Below are 14197 nucleotides of genomic sequence, written 5' to 3'. Positions count from 1 at the left end.
TCCGTCGTCGGCAGCGTCAGATGTGTATAAGAGACAGCCTGGGGGTGAAGACCCGTTACACCCGCGTATTTAAGGGTGCCCGATCGTCACAATCGGCGGTGCTGGTGGACGCGGGCGGAGAACGAGTGATTGCCAACTATCCCAGCCCCGATCTGCCCGCCGGGGCAGACTGGCTGCATGAAATCGACTTTTCCCAGTGGGATATTGTCTTAGCAGACGTGCGCTGGCATGACGGGGCAAAACAGGCGTTTACCCTGGCCCGACAGCAGGGCGTTCCTACTTTGCTTGATGCCGACGTTACCCCGCAGGACATCGCGGAGCTGATAGCCTTAAGCGACCACGCGGCCTTCTCCGCGCCGGGCCTGCGGCGACTAACTCAGTTGGATAAAGCAGAAGATGCCCTGAAAAAAGCACAAACGCTCACAAATGGACATGTGTATGTCACTCAGGGGCGAGACGGCTGCTACTGGCTGGAAAACGGCGCCTTGTGTCATCAATCCGGCTTTGAGGTGAACGTGGTGGATACCACCGGCGCGGGCGACGTTTTCCACGGCGCGCTGGCGTTCAGCCTGGGACAGCAATCCACCGCCGCAGACGCCGTGCGTTTTGCCAGCGCCGTCGCAGCCCTGAAATGCACAAAGCCCGGCGGGCGCGCGGGTATACCCGACTGTGATCAAACCCGCTCTTTTTTGTCACTTTTTGTATAAAATGCGGAGCGTGATGGTTTTCAGAGGACAGCCCATGAGCCTTACCGAACTGACCGGCAACCCGCGTCACGATCAGCTGCTGACGCTGATTGCCGAACGCGGCTATATGAACATTGATGAACTGGCGCAGCTGCTGGACGTGTCGACGCAAACGGTGCGCCGGGATATCCGTAAGCTCAGCGAGCAGGGGCTGATCACGCGTCATCACGGCGGCGCGGGCAGGGCATCCAGCGTGGTGAACACGGCGTTCGAACAGCGCGAAGTGTCGCTTACCGAAGAGAAGCGGGCGATTGCCGAGGCGATTGCGGACTATATTCCCGACGGCTCAACTATTTTCATCACCATCGGCACGACCGTAGAGCACGTTGCCCGGGCGCTGCTTAACCATAATCATCTGCGCATCATCACCAACAGCCTGCGGGTGGCGCATATTCTGTATAAGAACCCGCGCTTTGAAGTGATGGTGCCGGGCGGCACGCTGCGCCCGCACAACGGCGGCATTATCGGGCCTGCGGCGACGGCGTTTGTGTCTGGTTTTCGGGCGGACTATCTCGTGACCAGCGTCGGTGCGATTGAGCACGACGGCGCGATGATGGAGTTTGACGTGAATGAAGCCAGCGTGGTGAAAACCATGATGGCCCACTCCCGCCACATTTTACTGGCGGCCGATCATACGAAATTTAACGCATCCGCCGCGGTGGAAATTGGCAACGTGGCGCAGACAACGGCTCTTTTCACCGATGAGATGCCCGGCTCGGCGCTGCAAAATCATCTGAAATCCAGCAAGGTTGAAACGGTGCTGGCCTGTACCAGCGATGATATCGCCTGAAGCAAAAAGCCGCTGATTTCTCAGCGGCTTTTTTGTTATTTGAAGCTGTATTTTATTCCCAGCATTCCCTGCGTATCGCTGTAGCCTTTATCGCCAATCTGCTGTGCCACATTGCCCCAGACGCTAAGCTGCGGGGTAATCTGCCCCTCTACGCCCGTCTTTAACTCACCAATATTGCGCGTACCGCGCATCTCATTGCTGACGTCATCCATGCGGATGCGCGTGGTCTGGGTATTGTGGATCCAGTTCGCTTCAATAAACGGCTGGAAGGTGCGTGATTTAGCGTCATCCATCGCGTTATGTCCGCTGATATAGGCCTTCACGCCGAGACGCGTCATCAGGTTGCCCTGGGTTTCGTCTTTCACCCGCGTGCCGTTACGCTCGCGATGGTCGTCAGCCTGCACGTCCATCCAAACGGCCTGCGCCTTCGGCTGGATCCAGTAGCTGTTGCGGCCGCTTTCACCCGCCTTAACGCTATAGCCCGCTTCGACAGAGGCGGTTATGCCGCTGGAGCGATAACGCTCGGTCGCCTGGTCCTGCCCCATCACCTTATTGTCAAACCAGTTATACAGCACCCAGCTATCAACGTAGGTGCCGCTTTTATCGGCTTCGTTTGCGTACCAGGTACCGTACAGACCTACGCTATAGCCATTCACTTCGCCACGTGAGTGGTATCCGGTCAGGCTGGAGGCGCTCCGGCTTTGGCTGTTACCGTAGCCCGCCATCAGGCCAAGATGCCAGCGGTCCAGGCCATCTGTGCTCCATTGGGCGATATCGCCACCCAACTGCAGCACGTAACGGTTGGCTGTCGTTTTTAGCTGGCCGCTGCCGTCGTTGAAACGCGCATGCCCGCCGACATTTCGCATCCAAAGGCTCGTCACTTTTTGCTCGCCGGTGAGCATGTCGGTGTACTGCGTTTCACCCAGACGATCGTGCAGGCGGGTCATAAACAGCGTATTTGCCGCATAGCTGTTTGCCTGATAGCTGCCAAATTCTGGGCGATACTGATGCTCGCTTTTCGGCGGCGCAGGTGGCGGTACCGGTTCTTGCGGCGGAATCACCGGGTCGACGGGCGGATCTACCGGGTCGACGGGCGGATCTACCGGGACGACAGGCGGGTCGACAGGGTCAACAGGTGGATCCACCGGGTCAACAGGCGGGTCGACGGGGTCGACCGGTGGGTCTACCGGGTCAACAGGAGGGTCTACCGGGTCGATCGGTGGGTCAACGGGTTCAGCCAGGCTGGTCAGAAACCAGTTCTTACCTTTCTGCACAACGTTATAGTCATAACCCCCCGCTACGATACGGCTGGCCTTCTCAAACGTTCCCTCCGAGTTGCCGCCAACGCTGACTATTTCAATCCCTTCAACGGTTTGTGCGCCTGCACCACCAATGTTGTTTACGTCAACCGCGGTACGACCGGATGTGTTTCCTTCAACAATCAGCCTGTCAGTTTCAGAGGTATCGTCAGACAGCACGGTATTGAAAACCAGCTTGCCGCCGTTGCCGGTGTAATCCTCGTTGATGGTCAGGGTTTGCCAGGCCGCGTCCTCAGCATGCTGGAAATTTATCGTGCCGCCCGCGTTCAGGGTCAGGCTGGTCAGCGTTGAGCTGTCACGCATATTCCAGACGGCATCATTCATCGTAAGCGCGAGAGTACCGGTCCCGGCAGCGTTGCTTTCTATGTACGATGCTCCGTTCCACAGCGAGCTGTTACCCATTGTCAGCGTAATGGTACTGTTTTGTGCCGGAAGGGTACTGTTGGCCGCGACGCCACCTGCGGCGAGGATATCGCCGTTAAGGAGGAATTTTCCGCCTGCAGAGGCATCAATAATTCCGCCATTGCTGGCGTTCAGGGCATAGCTACCCTGGTCGCGCTGGCCTGCGGTGGTAATGGTTGCCCCACCGTCGAGCGTTATCACGCCGCGTGACCAGGCATACATCCCGTGCGGCGCCTGGGCGGAGCTGCTGGTTTTCTCGCTGCTGTTGACCGCAATGGTGATGTTATCTCCCACATTTACCGCTGCTGTATAAGCGTAGATGCCATGCGCGCTGGCACCGTTGGTGGTGATGGTCGCGCCTTCATCAAGGGTGATGGTTGACGAGCCGGTAGAGTACACGCCGGAGGCACTGGCTGCGTCGGTGGTAATGGTCGCTTTTTTTCCCAGCTCGATTCTGGAGGCAGAACCCGCATACAGGCCGTAGGCCGAAGTGCCAAACGTTTCGATGGTGGCCTCATCCCCCAGACGGACGGATGAGCCGCTCTGGTTGGTACGAATCCCCTCGGCGTAGGTACCCCGCGTCACAATATGCGCACGATCGCCGACGACAATGTTATTTTTGGCCTTCGAGGCATCATTCAGTGCATAGGCGCTAATACCGCGACCGGTACTGCCGGTGGTTTCGATATAGAGATCGTCACCCACATAAATATTGGCGGAGCCGAGAGAACCCTGGCTGAAGGAGCTGTACCCGGCATTGATGCCATCGCCGCTTTGGCCATTAACGTAAATGTGGGTGCGGTCGCCGGTAATGATAAACACCGGGTTATTCGGCGTGTTCATACCGTGGGTACGAATACCGTCGACATCTTTACCGTTATTGGCAGCCACTTTTGACTGGGTACGAATAGTCAGGTCGTCACCAAATATCACCCCCGGGCTGCCGGACGTGGAGTTCTGAATAACGGTCACGGAGTGCTCAAAGGCTTCCGCCCCCGGCCCTTCGAGAGTGATCCCATCCCCGTAGACTGGAATATTGCCCGGGCTGTACTGGTAGACATAGTTAGGATTGCTGGTATTTTTGCTAAAGTTCGCGTTTGCCGTTGCAGGAATCAGCGCCTGTATTTCTGCAGGCAAATCCGTTACTGCTCCGGTGGCTGGTAAATTAGCAAAATCGATAACTGCAGCATTCGCGGTAAATAGCGCTGACGATAGTGCCAGCGAAATCGCAACGGCGACAGGTGAATGTTTCAATAAATATGGCATAACTGCCCCCTTTCTTTCAGGCGTAAAACATCCTCCACACCATTAAATGTGGGTATGTTAAGAAGTTGAAATTACAAAATAGAAACGAGTATTTTATGAATGCTGGTACCTAACTTCCTCTCTAATCGTATTTTATGAACGTAAATTTTTTTCACATCAACGCTGGTTGTTTTTATTATCTCCCGGAGGCACACCCCTGAAATAAGTCTGTTAAGTAAAGTGAATTCAACAGTGTTCAGGGTATTACCACGCCTGCTGCTCACTCGCCTGCCGGAAAAAAGATGGTTAATTTTTTCCTGCAATATAGCGTCATCGTCATCTGAATAAATAATTCCCTTTATTTCACTGTGGTGAGCGAAAAAGTAGTGAGCCAACGCCTCCAGTTTACGGTCCGCGATAAGCACGATGTGCATGTTGGTCATTGCCAGATGTTCAATCCATTGCGGATCGACAAGCAGGCGCAGGTTATACATCGCAAAATCTACAAAAATAAATCCGCGTAATAAATGATTCTTGTTCCCAGACAATATTTTATTTTCTACTGCAAGTTGCAGGAAATGATTTCCCACCGGCCAAACTGCGAAGGAGGCGCTGCCACAGTATTGTGAGCGCACCGTGTTATCCGGAAATAACTGACAGGACAATTCGCAGCTTATACAGCGGACAACCTTTCGCGACGATGTTATCATCCAGTCCACTCCTGTCTTATTTTCATTATCAATATTTCACTGCCTTTCAAATGTGTCAATCTTGAAACATATCCAGCGTTTCTGTCGTATTTATGAGAAATAATGCCAGAGAAAATAAATTCCTGGCTGTCTCTATTCTTGCAGGCCGCAGACATAGCGACAGAACATTGATTGCCAGACCTTACCCAGGAATATTCATCAATCCATTAAGATTATTCGGCAAAAACAACCCCGGAAGGAAATTGACGAAATAGCACTAATAGCTAAAGATTCGTCACCTCGATCTGCCTGAACGTCAGTCTTTTCTCAACGTGTGGCTCAATATAATTATTTGACCTGGTGAAGTGTAATGAAATCTCATTATGTCCTTTTAGCTGAGGCTCGCCTAAGAAAACTGACTTGTAATCAATTGAAAAATAATGCGATGTTTCTAATCTTAGGTACGGGTGTGTCGCGCTCTAATCCTTCTGACCTATACTGTTGTTAAATATACGTATGTTTTTTGGGTTTGCGGGGTTAAATATTGTTATTGCAGAGGAAAGTAAAATTGTATCTTATTAACAAGCTGGTCGAGTATGACCCGGAAAACAAAACCCTGGCGAATCATATTACCGGGCGCACGATACATTTGCAGCTTCCTGCCAATCTCTGCTTTCTTTATCTCGTTACCCATCCTGGCGAAATAATTTCGCAAAATCAGTTAATGGTGGTGGGATGGGGTGAGCGTAACGATGTCACCACACCGAATACCTTTTACCAGGCCATTTTGACATTGCGCAATGCGCTGGCTGAAGTGGGGTTACCGCGCGATACGGTAAAAACGATTTCGCGTCGTGGGCTGACGCTTTCCGAAGCCACCCAGGTTGAAGTATTTACCCCAACCGCCGAGCCGGTAATTGCCAGTGAAGACGCGGCAATAGCCGAGGGCACCGCGATGAAGAAGCCGGCGTGGTTAATAATAGCCACCGCTACGCTTTTTCTGATCGCGCTTATTAACGGGGTCATATTATATAAACATCACCAGAACATGCCGTTTAGTCACTACATTCCACTTTCAATGGGCAGCACGACCAACGCCTGCCAACTCTTTTATGCACCTAATGAACATATGCAGGACCATTACCTTCGCTTGTTAAAAAATTATCCCAGCCTGTGTGCCGGAAACCGATACGTTTTTCTCATCGGCTATAGTAAAACGGAGCGAATCGCGGCGTTTGTCTGTAATAACGATGCGCGACATGACGCGGCAGCGTTATGTACCACGCATTATTTTTGGGCGCATGAGCAATGATGACTCTCGGGAATCGTATTATTTTGCTGGCGGCGTTGCTGGGGGCTGCTATTACCAGCGGCTGGTTAGCGTATTCGCATTTTTCGAGTGCGCCGATACGCTGTACAGGTGATGTGGAGTGGACGATTGGTAAAAACCGATTTGTAGGAACGGTTTCATGGCGAATGCAGCATCGGGAAGGGACCGCTGTCATTAATGGTAAACTGTTTGGTCACGTGGTTTCTGAAGTCAACCGCACCATCTATTTCCACTACAGCGATCACCAGAACGCGCGCGTATTAAATAACGATCGTATTGTTAAAACCTTCGCCGATAGTGCGGATGAGGCTGATATCAATGCAACGCTACCGGGTTTTTATCGCACGCCGGGAAGAGATCTGAGCCTGATGATTGATGAGTACCGTGGAGCGTGGCTTTTTGCCGCGTCAAACGTCCCTTCGCTGTACTGCCGTAAAAACGCGCCGTAAAAATCAATCGCACACCTTAGACGGCACGCATAGTCAAATCTCGTGATTCCCGCTACAGTTATCTCTCCACGGCGAAAGGAGATAAACATGCTTTATATCTTTGACTTAGGAAACGTAATCGTCGATATCGATTTTAACCGGGTGCTGGGTGCCTGGAGCGACTTTAGCCGTGTGCCGCTGGCGACGTTAAAGCAGGATTTCGCGATGGGTGAGACCTTCCATCAGCATGAACGCGGCGAGATTAGCGATGAAGAGTTTGCTGAACGCTTCTGCCAGGAGATGGGGCTTTCGTTAAGCTATGAACAATTTTCTCACGGCTGGCAGGCGGTATTCGTCGCGATCCGTCCGGAAGTGATCGACATTATGCACAAACTGCGCGAGCAGGGGCACCGGGTGGTCGTGCTGTCTAACACCAACCGTCTGCACACGACCTTCTGGCCAGAGGAATACCCAGAAGTTAAGGCGGCGGCAGATAAGATCTATCTTTCGCAAGAGATGGGTATGCGTAAGCCTGAAGCGCGAATTTATCAGGCTGTTTTGCAGGCAGAGGGATTCACCGCGGCCGATGCGGTCTTTTTCGATGACAACGCCGATAATATAGAGGGAGCTAACCAGTTGGGTATCACGTCAATTCTGGTGACCGGAAAAGAGACGATACCGAACTACTTTGCGAAGCAGTTATGCTAAAAACCGTTCATCAAAAAGCCACGCATCATACTCGCCCGCTGAGGGCCTGGCTGAAGTTGCTCTGGCACCGCATTGATGAGGACAACATGACCACGCTGGCGGGTAACCTCGCCTACGTGTCGTTGCTCTCATTAGTGCCGCTGGTGGCGGTTATCTTTGCGCTCTTTTCCGCTTTCCCCATGTTCGCGGACGTTAGCCTGCAGCTTCGCCATTTCGTCTTCGCGAACTTCATCCCGGCCACCGGGGATGTTATCCAGAACTACATCGAGCAGTTTGTTGCCAACTCCAGCAAGATGACGGCAGTGGGGGCGTGCGGCCTTATCGTCACCGCGCTGCTGCTGATGTACTCTATCGACAGCGCGCTTAACACCATCTGGCGAAGCAAAAAAATCCGTCCTAAGGTCTATTCCTTTGCCGTCTACTGGATGATTTTAACGCTGGGGCCGTTGCTGGCTGGGGCGAGTCTGGCAATCAGTTCGTATCTTCTCTCCTTGCGCTGGGCGAGTGATTTAAACAGCGTGATTGATAACGTGCTGCGTATTTTTCCGCTGATCCTGTCCTGGCTCTCGTTCTGGCTGCTCTATAGCGTTGTACCGACCACGCGAGTGCCTAACCGCGATGCGGTAGTTGGGGCGCTGGTGGCGGCAGTGCTTTTTGAACTGGGTAAAAAAGGGTTTGCCCTTTACATCACCATGTTCCCGTCTTATCAGCTGATTTACGGAGTGCTGGCGGTGATCCCCATTTTATTTGTCTGGGTTTACTGGACCTGGTGTATCGTCTTGCTTGGTGCCGAAATAACTGTCACTCTCGGCGTATACCGCGAACTTAAAAAAGCAGCAGAAGCTGAAAAACAATTAGAAGCAGACCAACCATGATTGCATTGATACAGCGCGTAACCCGTGCCAGCGTCACCGTGGAGGGAGAGGTGACGGGTGAAATTGGCCCAGGACTTTTGGTGTTGTTAGGTGTCGAAAAGGATGATGACGAACAAAAAGCGAACCGCTTATGCGAGCGCGTGCTGGGCTACCGCATATTCAGCGATGCGGAAGGCAAGATGAATCTGAACGTCCAGCAGGCGGGCGGCAGCGTGCTGGTGGTTTCCCAGTTTACGCTGGCAGCGGATACCGAGCGCGGCATGCGCCCGAGTTTCTCTAAAGGCGCCGCGCCGGATCGTGCAGAAGCACTTTACGAATACTTTGTTGAGCGTTGTCGCCAACAGGAAATGAATACGCAAACCGGACGATTCGCTGCAGATATGCAGGTCTCGCTGGTGAACGATGGCCCCGTCACATTCTGGCTCCAGGTATGAGCCAACTGGCGGCGTGGCCGCGGGTAACAAGAGAGAGTACAGCTATGTATCACCTTCGAGTACCGCAAACGGAAGAAGAGTTAGAAGCGTATTACCAGTTCCGCTGGGAAATGCTGCGCAAGCCACTGCATCAGCCAAAAGGATCTGAACGCGACGCCTGGGATGCGATGGCCCATCATCAGATGGTGATGGACGAAGAGGGCAACCTCGTCGCCGTCGGGCGACTGTATATCAACGCTGATAACGAAGCGTCGATTCGTTTTATGGCGGTTCACCCTTCCGTGCAGGATAAAGGGCTGGGGACGCTAATGGCGATGACGCTGGAGTCCGTCGCCCGTCAGGAAGGGGTTAAGCGCGTCACCTGTAGCGCCCGGGAAGATGCCGTGGAGTTTTTTGCCAAACTCGGTTTTGTTAACCAGGGTGAAATCACCGCTCCGCAAACCACGCCGATTCGCCACTTTTTGATGATCAAACCCATCGCCACGCTGGACGATATTCTTCATCGCGCGGACTGGTGCGGGCAGCTGCAGCAGGCCTGGTATGAACACATCCCTCTGAGTGAAAAGATGGGCGTGCGCATTCAGCAGTACACCGGGCAAAAATTCATTACCACCATGCCGGAAACCGGCAATCAGAACCCTCACCACACCCTGTTTGCCGGCAGCCTGTTTTCCCTGGCGACGCTCACCGGCTGGGGGCTGATCTGGCTGATGCTGCGCGAGCGTCATCTCGGCGGCACTATTATTCTTGCCGATGCCCATATTCGTTACAGCGCGCCGATCAGCGGCAAGCCGAGCGCGGTGGCCGACCTGGGCGCTTTGGGCGGCGATCTTGATCGTCTGGCACGTGGCCGCAAAGCGCGCGTGCAGATGCAGGTTGAGCTGTTCGGCGATGAAACGCCGGGCGCGGTGTTTGAAGGCACCTATATCGTTCTTCCTGCGAAGCCGTATGGGGCGTATGAAGAGGGCGGGAACGAGGAGGAGTAGTCTCCTTCTCACTCTCGTCCGGCATGGTTAATGCGCCAGGCAATATCTCGCATAACGTCTCGCGCTGACTGGCTAATTCCACCCAACTGAAAGAAGCCGTGTATTACACCCCGCCATCGTTGAGCGGTACACTTCACGCCTTGCTCCGTGAGGCGCTGACAAAGCGCCTCGCCTTCGTCGCGTAACGGATCATACTCAGCGGTAACAATGTGGACCTTTGGCAGACCGCTAAAGTCGTTGCGCCACAGTGGGCTGACTTCAGGATGCTGACGGTCGGCTCCAGCCAGATACATTTCATAGCCGCTCAAAAGGGTATCGCGAGTAATCACGTAATCCATGCCATTGAGGGTATAGCTTTCAAAACTGGCCGTAGCGTCGAGCATGGGGTAGATAAGAATGAGCTGCGCGGGATCCCAGAGACCTTTGGCCTTAAGCCGCAATGACGTTACCAGCGCAAGATGGCCTCCCGCGCTGTCTCCACAAAGTGTAATCCGGTTTTTATCCACACCTAATTGTTCTGCATTTTGCCAGACAAGATCTGCCGCTCTCTCTGCATCGTCATGCGCAGCCGGGAAGGTATGCTCGGGCGCGAGTCTGTACTGAACCGCAATGACCCGACAGTTACCGTAAAACGCCAGTTGGCGAAGCTGATTATCATGGGTTTCAAACCCACCGCTGACAAAACAACCGCCATGATAGTAGAGGGCACAAGGTAACGTTTCAGGGGCATTGACAGGCGAAAATACCCGAAAGGTCAAATCCTCAAGAACTAGCGTTTCAACCTGGACACGAGTTTCTTTTTCCCCGGCCAGCGCTGTGCTGGCGACATATCCGCTTCTCCGGTCATCAATACTCTGCTTTCGCGAGGAAGGTCGTCCTGCGGCAATAAACTCCTGTACCAGCTTATCAATACCCTTCTCCAGAGCCATGGTTACGTCCTTTTACTGTGTGTTTATACAGTTTATAGCCTGATTTACAGCAGATGAAAACAGAGAAATGATGAGAGATGCATATTGTGGAAATCGGCTCGCAAAATCGATCATTCCCTAAAAAACGTCCTTTCACCGTAAATTGAAAAAGAGTATTTTGCCTGAAAATTAACCAATGATGATATACTAAGGTGATATATGAGCGTTTTGGCGGAACTTGATATGGGCAGAATACTTATCGATTTGTCTGATGACGTGATTCAACGTTTGGATAACCTCAAGCAATTGCGAAATCAACCACGTGCTGAACTGCTTCGCGAAGCGATTGAGCTGTATCTCGACCAGCAGAGTTCTTCTGTTATCCGAAATGCGCTTGGTCTGTGGGGAGACAGAAAAGAGGACGGGCTTGAGTATGAACGCAAGCTGCGTGAGGAGTGGTAATCATGGAGCACATGGCAGTGTTTGATACCAATATTCTCATTGATCTTTTCAACAACCGTGTTGAAGCTGCGGATGCGATTGAGCATACCGCGTCGCATCGTGCCATCAGCTTAATTACCTGGATGGAAGTGATGGTGGGCGCTCGCAGGCATGGTCATGAAGCGAAAACGGCAGCCGTGATGGGCGCTTTTGAAATTATTGATGTGTCTCGTGATATCGCGGAAAGAAGCGTTTTACTACGTGAGAAGCATGGAATGAAACTGCCTGATGCTATCATCCTGGCTACAGCGCAGAGCAGAAAATGTCCGTTGATTTCTCGCAACACGAAAGATTTTGCGGGTATTGACGAGGTCCTTACGCCTTACCAGGTGTAGGCCGGGCAAGCTCGCGCCGCCCGGCACTCTCACAGGAGATTACTCCCCTTCACCCGGGAACAGGAACGGGTTGATCGAGCTACGGGCAAAGCCCTCCTGCTCCATCTTCGCATCCAGAATCAGCGAGGCGAGATCGTCGGCCACCGCTTCAACTTTCGGGTCTTTTTCCTGATACAGGATCTTCAGGTAGGTTCCGCAGTCGCCGCAGCTTTCGGCTTTCACCGCCGCGTCTTCATTTTCCAGCGACCAGTAGTTGAGATCGCGAGTCTGCTCGCAGTTGCTGCACTTCACGCGCACCACGTGCCACTCGGTTTCACACAGGTTGCAGTGCAGGTAGCGCAGCCCCTGCGTGGTCCCAATCTGCACCATGCTGGAGACCGGCATTGAGCCGCAGACCGGGCAGAACTGGCGCGCTTCGCCGTATTCGGCGCGGGCTTTGCCCGGGATCAGGCTCGCCATTTGCGCCCAGTAGAGCGACAGCGCGGCCCAGATAAACGGCGCTTTATCGCTGCTGACCAGCGAGAAGTCGGAGGCAAACAGCGCGCTCGCCATCTCTTCCAGCTCCAGATCGGAGGCTTTTTCCAGGTTCTCAATGACCGCCAGCGCCGTGCCGCTCATCTCCGGCTTCAGCTCGGCAATCAGCGAATGAAGCAGCTTATGCCAGTGCTTGTCGCGCGGCAGGACGTGAATATCCAGCGGCGGCTTGCCCTGCTCGTTAGCTTCTTTGATGCGCGCGGTCAGGTCCATTTGCAGCGGGTGATCGTACAGCACCACCTCCTGCGCATGGGCGACCAGCGCGGCAAAACGCAGAAAATCGCCCAGCGGGTTGTTCTCTGCCAGCTCGCGCAGACGCTCTGCGCGGCGGTTGTAGAGGTTCTTGAGTCTGGGGAATAACAACGGCGGAATATACTCCGCCGTACGTTTCTCGCTCGACCCCAGCTCATCTTGCGGGATTATGCGAATACTCATTCAGATGACTTTTCCTGTTTCTGGCGGACTTCACGGTACCAGCGCGGGTGATGTTTCTTCGCCCACGTTTTGGTTACCCATCCTTCCACCATCGCGGTAATGGTGCCTTTCACCCAGAGGGCGGCGTAAATATGCACCATGATAACCACAATTAACGCCACTGCGGCAAATGAATGCAGCATTAGCGCAAATCGGATCACCGGGATTGAGAAAGCAGGCGCAAAGTACGGACGCCAGATGATCACGCCGCTCACCAGCAACAGGACCAGGAAGATAATCGCCGCCCAGAATACGCATTTCTGGCCGAAGTTATAACGCCCGGTATCACCTACTTCCTCGTTGACGACGATCTTACGAATATTCTTCGCCCAAAAGATATCATCCCGATTGATTAGGTTATGGTGCCAGTAGCGGAAAAACATGATGATAAACGAGGCAAACATCACCACACCCACGAACGGGTGAAGGATGCGCGCCAGCTGCGGCGTGCCCAGGATCTGCATCAGCCAGTTGAAGGAGGGGAAGAAGAACCCCAGCCCGCTTATCGCCGCCAGCATGAAGCAGAAGGCGGTGACCCAGTGGTTGATGCGTTCCGGCGCGGTGTAGCGCACGATGGTGTCACGTTTTCTCATTTGCGCACCTCGTCTTTCTCTTCATGCAGGTTGTCGTCTTCCTCTTCCGCACGGTTCGGACCGACGCCGACGTAGTGGAAGATGCTCGCTGCGAAGGTGGCAGCAAAGCCCACCGCGGCCAGCGGTTTCCAGATGCCTTTCCAGAACTTCACGGTGGCGCTGATTTCCGGGTTCTCCGGCAGGCCGTGATACAGGTTCGGCTTGTCGGCGTGGTGCAGCACGTACATCACGTGCGTACCGCCAACCCCGGCCGGATCGTACAGGCCCGCGTTGTCGTAACCACGGGTTTTCAACTCGCCCACGCGCTCTGCCGCCAGCGTTTTCATATCCTCTTTGGAGCCAAAGTGGATAGCGCCGGTTGGGCAGGTCTTCACGCATGCAGGCTCCTGGCCCACGTTAACGCGGTCAACGCACAGGGTGCATTTGTAGACGCGGTTGTCTTCCGGGTTCATGCGCGGCACGTCGAACGGACAGCCCGCGATGCAGTAGCCGCAGCCAATGCACTGCTCGGACTGGAAGTCGACGATGCCGTTGGCATACTGAATGATAGCCCCTTCTGACGGACACGCCTTCAGGCAGCCCGGATCCGCGCAGTGCATACAGCCGTCTTTGCGGATAAGCCATTCCAGTTTGTCGTTCTGCTCCACTTCCGAGAAACGCATTACCGTCCAGGACTTGGCGGTCAGGTCTGCCGGGTTGTCGTACACCCCGACGTTGTGACCCACTTCGTCACGGATGTCGTTCCACTCAGAGCAGGCCACCTGACAGGCTTTACAGCCGATACAGGTGGTCACGTCGATCAGCTTCGCCACTTCCTGCTGGTGGTCCCGCGCCTGAGGCGCGGGCGTGAAACCGTTAGTCGCGGAACGACGGATAATGTCTTGAGATTGATAAGCCATA

General features: G+C 53.8%; 16 protein-coding genes. 10 read left to right on the top strand and 6 right to left on the bottom strand.

Going from position 1 to position 14197, the window contains the following annotated elements; genetic code table 11:
* Positions 1 to 20 precede the first annotated feature (20 nt).
* Together HBA26_RS14400 and HBA26_RS14395 are read left to right on the top strand one after the other, a co-directional pair.
* Positions 21 to 707: a PfkB family carbohydrate kinase gene (locus HBA26_RS14400; protein ID WP_243854841.1), complete on the top strand. Its 687-nt coding sequence runs from the start codon at positions 21 to 23 to the stop codon at positions 705 to 707.
* 34 nt (positions 708 to 741) lie between these two features.
* Positions 742 to 1536: a DeoR/GlpR family DNA-binding transcription regulator gene (locus tag HBA26_RS14395; protein ID WP_063944014.1), complete on the top strand. Its 795-nt coding sequence runs from the start codon at positions 742 to 744 to the stop codon at positions 1534 to 1536.
* Between the two features lie 35 nt (positions 1537 to 1571).
* Here the strand turns inward: HBA26_RS14395 and HBA26_RS14390 are convergent, their stop codons facing one another.
* Both HBA26_RS14390 and HBA26_RS14385 read right to left on the bottom strand, forming a co-directional pair.
* Entirely contained in the window at positions 1572 to 4523 is a 2952-nt protein-coding gene (locus HBA26_RS14390; protein WP_166720927.1) for an autotransporter outer membrane beta-barrel domain-containing protein, read from the bottom strand.
* Between the two features lie 71 nt (positions 4524 to 4594).
* Positions 4595 to 5212: a transcriptional regulator gene (locus tag HBA26_RS14385; protein WP_088204725.1), complete on the bottom strand. Its 618-nt coding sequence runs from the start codon at positions 5210 to 5212 to the stop codon at positions 4595 to 4597.
* 547 nt (positions 5213 to 5759) lie between these two features.
* Between HBA26_RS14385 and HBA26_RS14380 the strand changes: the two genes are divergently transcribed.
* The 6 genes from HBA26_RS14380 to fabY all read left to right on the top strand — a co-directional run bounded on the left by HBA26_RS14380 (position 5760) and on the right by fabY (position 9952).
* Complete coding sequence (locus HBA26_RS14380; protein WP_048959977.1) at positions 5760 to 6503, top strand: winged helix-turn-helix domain-containing protein; 744 nt, start codon at positions 5760 to 5762, stop codon at positions 6501 to 6503.
* On the top strand, positions 6500 to 6970 hold the full coding sequence (locus HBA26_RS14375) for a hypothetical protein (protein ID WP_028014878.1): 471 nt from the start codon (positions 6500 to 6502) through the stop codon (positions 6968 to 6970). Before HBA26_RS14380 ends, HBA26_RS14375 begins: the two co-directional genes overlap by 4 nt.
* 87 nt (positions 6971 to 7057) lie before the next feature.
* Entirely contained in the window at positions 7058 to 7657 is a 600-nt protein-coding gene (yihX, locus tag HBA26_RS14370; RefSeq protein WP_045260234.1) for a glucose-1-phosphatase, read from the top strand.
* Positions 7651 to 8532 carry a virulence factor BrkB family protein gene (locus HBA26_RS14365; protein WP_045260235.1) on the top strand — a complete coding sequence of 294 codons (882 nt, stop codon included), beginning with the start codon at positions 7651 to 7653 and terminating at the stop codon, positions 8530 to 8532. The genes yihX and HBA26_RS14365 overlap by 7 nt, the downstream gene beginning before the upstream one ends.
* Positions 8529 to 8966 carry a D-aminoacyl-tRNA deacylase gene (gene dtd, locus HBA26_RS14360; RefSeq protein ID WP_008501836.1) on the top strand — a complete coding sequence of 146 codons (438 nt, stop codon included), beginning with the start codon at positions 8529 to 8531 and terminating at the stop codon, positions 8964 to 8966. Before HBA26_RS14365 ends, dtd begins: the two co-directional genes overlap by 4 nt.
* A 44-nt stretch (positions 8967 to 9010) precedes the next feature.
* Entirely contained in the window at positions 9011 to 9952 is a 942-nt protein-coding gene (gene fabY / locus HBA26_RS14355) for a fatty acid biosynthesis protein FabY (protein ID WP_028014875.1), read from the top strand.
* An 8-nt stretch (positions 9953 to 9960) separates the two neighbouring features.
* Here fabY and HBA26_RS14350 read toward each other — a convergent pair whose 3' ends face one another.
* On the bottom strand, positions 9961 to 10881 hold the full coding sequence (locus tag HBA26_RS14350) for an alpha/beta hydrolase (protein WP_126346106.1): 921 nt from the start codon (positions 10879 to 10881) through the stop codon (positions 9961 to 9963).
* Positions 10882 to 11079: 198 nt separating this feature from the next.
* Between HBA26_RS14350 and HBA26_RS14345 the strand changes: the two genes are divergently transcribed.
* Positions 11080 to 11322, top strand: a complete 243-nt coding sequence (locus HBA26_RS14345; protein WP_015569912.1) for a ribbon-helix-helix domain-containing protein — start codon at positions 11080 to 11082, stop codon at positions 11320 to 11322.
* A 2-nt stretch (positions 11323 to 11324) separates the two neighbouring features.
* Positions 11325 to 11696, top strand: a complete 372-nt coding sequence (locus HBA26_RS14340; RefSeq protein ID WP_077266491.1) for a type II toxin-antitoxin system VapC family toxin — start codon at positions 11325 to 11327, stop codon at positions 11694 to 11696.
* 39 nt (positions 11697 to 11735) lie between these two features.
* Here HBA26_RS14340 and fdhE read toward each other — a convergent pair whose 3' ends face one another.
* From fdhE to fdxH, 3 genes are read right to left on the bottom strand one after another with little or no spacing between them, the layout of a single operon-like run.
* Positions 11736 to 12665, bottom strand: coding sequence for a formate dehydrogenase accessory protein FdhE (gene fdhE, locus HBA26_RS14335; RefSeq protein WP_028014872.1), 930 nt, complete (start codon positions 12663 to 12665; stop codon positions 11736 to 11738).
* Complete coding sequence (fdoI, locus tag HBA26_RS14330; RefSeq protein ID WP_015569914.1) at positions 12662 to 13297, bottom strand: formate dehydrogenase cytochrome b556 subunit; 636 nt, start codon at positions 13295 to 13297, stop codon at positions 12662 to 12664. Before fdoI ends, fdhE begins: the two co-directional genes overlap by 4 nt.
* Positions 13294 to 14196: a formate dehydrogenase subunit beta gene (gene fdxH / locus HBA26_RS14325; protein WP_003861960.1), complete on the bottom strand. Its 903-nt coding sequence runs from the start codon at positions 14194 to 14196 to the stop codon at positions 13294 to 13296. The genes fdoI and fdxH overlap by 4 nt, the downstream gene beginning before the upstream one ends.
* Position 14197: the final 1 nt, after the last annotated feature.

The organism is Enterobacter sp. 725m/11, from assembly GCF_011683705.1.
Classification (GTDB): Bacteria; Pseudomonadota; Gammaproteobacteria; order Enterobacterales; family Enterobacteriaceae; genus Enterobacter; species Enterobacter bugandensis.
The sequence above is the reverse complement of the archived record's forward strand: the minus strand, read 5'-3'. Positions and strand labels throughout refer to the sequence as shown.

What these genes read in the sequence shown, in the direction of transcription:
- HBA26_RS14400 (WP_243854841.1), top strand. Translation starts at nt 21, where the DNA reads ATGTGTATAAGAGACAGCCTGGGGGTGAAGACCCGTTACACCCGCGTA.
- HBA26_RS14390 (WP_166720927.1), bottom strand. Translation starts at nt 4,523, where the DNA reads ATGCCATATTTATTGAAACATTCACCTGTCGCCGTTGCGATTTCGCTG.
- HBA26_RS14385 (WP_088204725.1), bottom strand. Translation starts at nt 5,212, where the DNA reads ATGATAACATCGTCGCGAAAGGTTGTCCGCTGTATAAGCTGCGAATTG.
- HBA26_RS14340 (WP_077266491.1), top strand. Translation starts at nt 11,325, where the DNA reads ATGGAGCACATGGCAGTGTTTGATACCAATATTCTCATTGATCTTTTC.
- fdhE (WP_028014872.1), bottom strand. Translation starts at nt 12,665, where the DNA reads ATGAGTATTCGCATAATCCCGCAAGATGAGCTGGGGTCGAGCGAGAAA.
- HBA26_RS14375 (WP_028014878.1), top strand. Translation starts at nt 6,500, where the DNA reads ATGATGACTCTCGGGAATCGTATTATTTTGCTGGCGGCGTTGCTGGGG.
- HBA26_RS14345 (WP_015569912.1), top strand. Translation starts at nt 11,080, where the DNA reads ATGAGCGTTTTGGCGGAACTTGATATGGGCAGAATACTTATCGATTTG.
- fdxH (WP_003861960.1), bottom strand. Translation starts at nt 14,196, where the DNA reads ATGGCTTATCAATCTCAAGACATTATCCGTCGTTCCGCGACTAACGGT.
- HBA26_RS14365 (WP_045260235.1), top strand. Translation starts at nt 7,651, where the DNA reads ATGCTAAAAACCGTTCATCAAAAAGCCACGCATCATACTCGCCCGCTG.
- yihX (WP_045260234.1), top strand. Translation starts at nt 7,058, where the DNA reads ATGCTTTATATCTTTGACTTAGGAAACGTAATCGTCGATATCGATTTT.
- fabY (WP_028014875.1), top strand. Translation starts at nt 9,011, where the DNA reads ATGTATCACCTTCGAGTACCGCAAACGGAAGAAGAGTTAGAAGCGTAT.
- HBA26_RS14350 (WP_126346106.1), bottom strand. Translation starts at nt 10,881, where the DNA reads ATGGCTCTGGAGAAGGGTATTGATAAGCTGGTACAGGAGTTTATTGCC.
- dtd (WP_008501836.1), top strand. Translation starts at nt 8,529, where the DNA reads ATGATTGCATTGATACAGCGCGTAACCCGTGCCAGCGTCACCGTGGAG.
- fdoI (WP_015569914.1), bottom strand. Translation starts at nt 13,297, where the DNA reads ATGAGAAAACGTGACACCATCGTGCGCTACACCGCGCCGGAACGCATC.
- HBA26_RS14395 (WP_063944014.1), top strand. Translation starts at nt 742, where the DNA reads ATGAGCCTTACCGAACTGACCGGCAACCCGCGTCACGATCAGCTGCTG.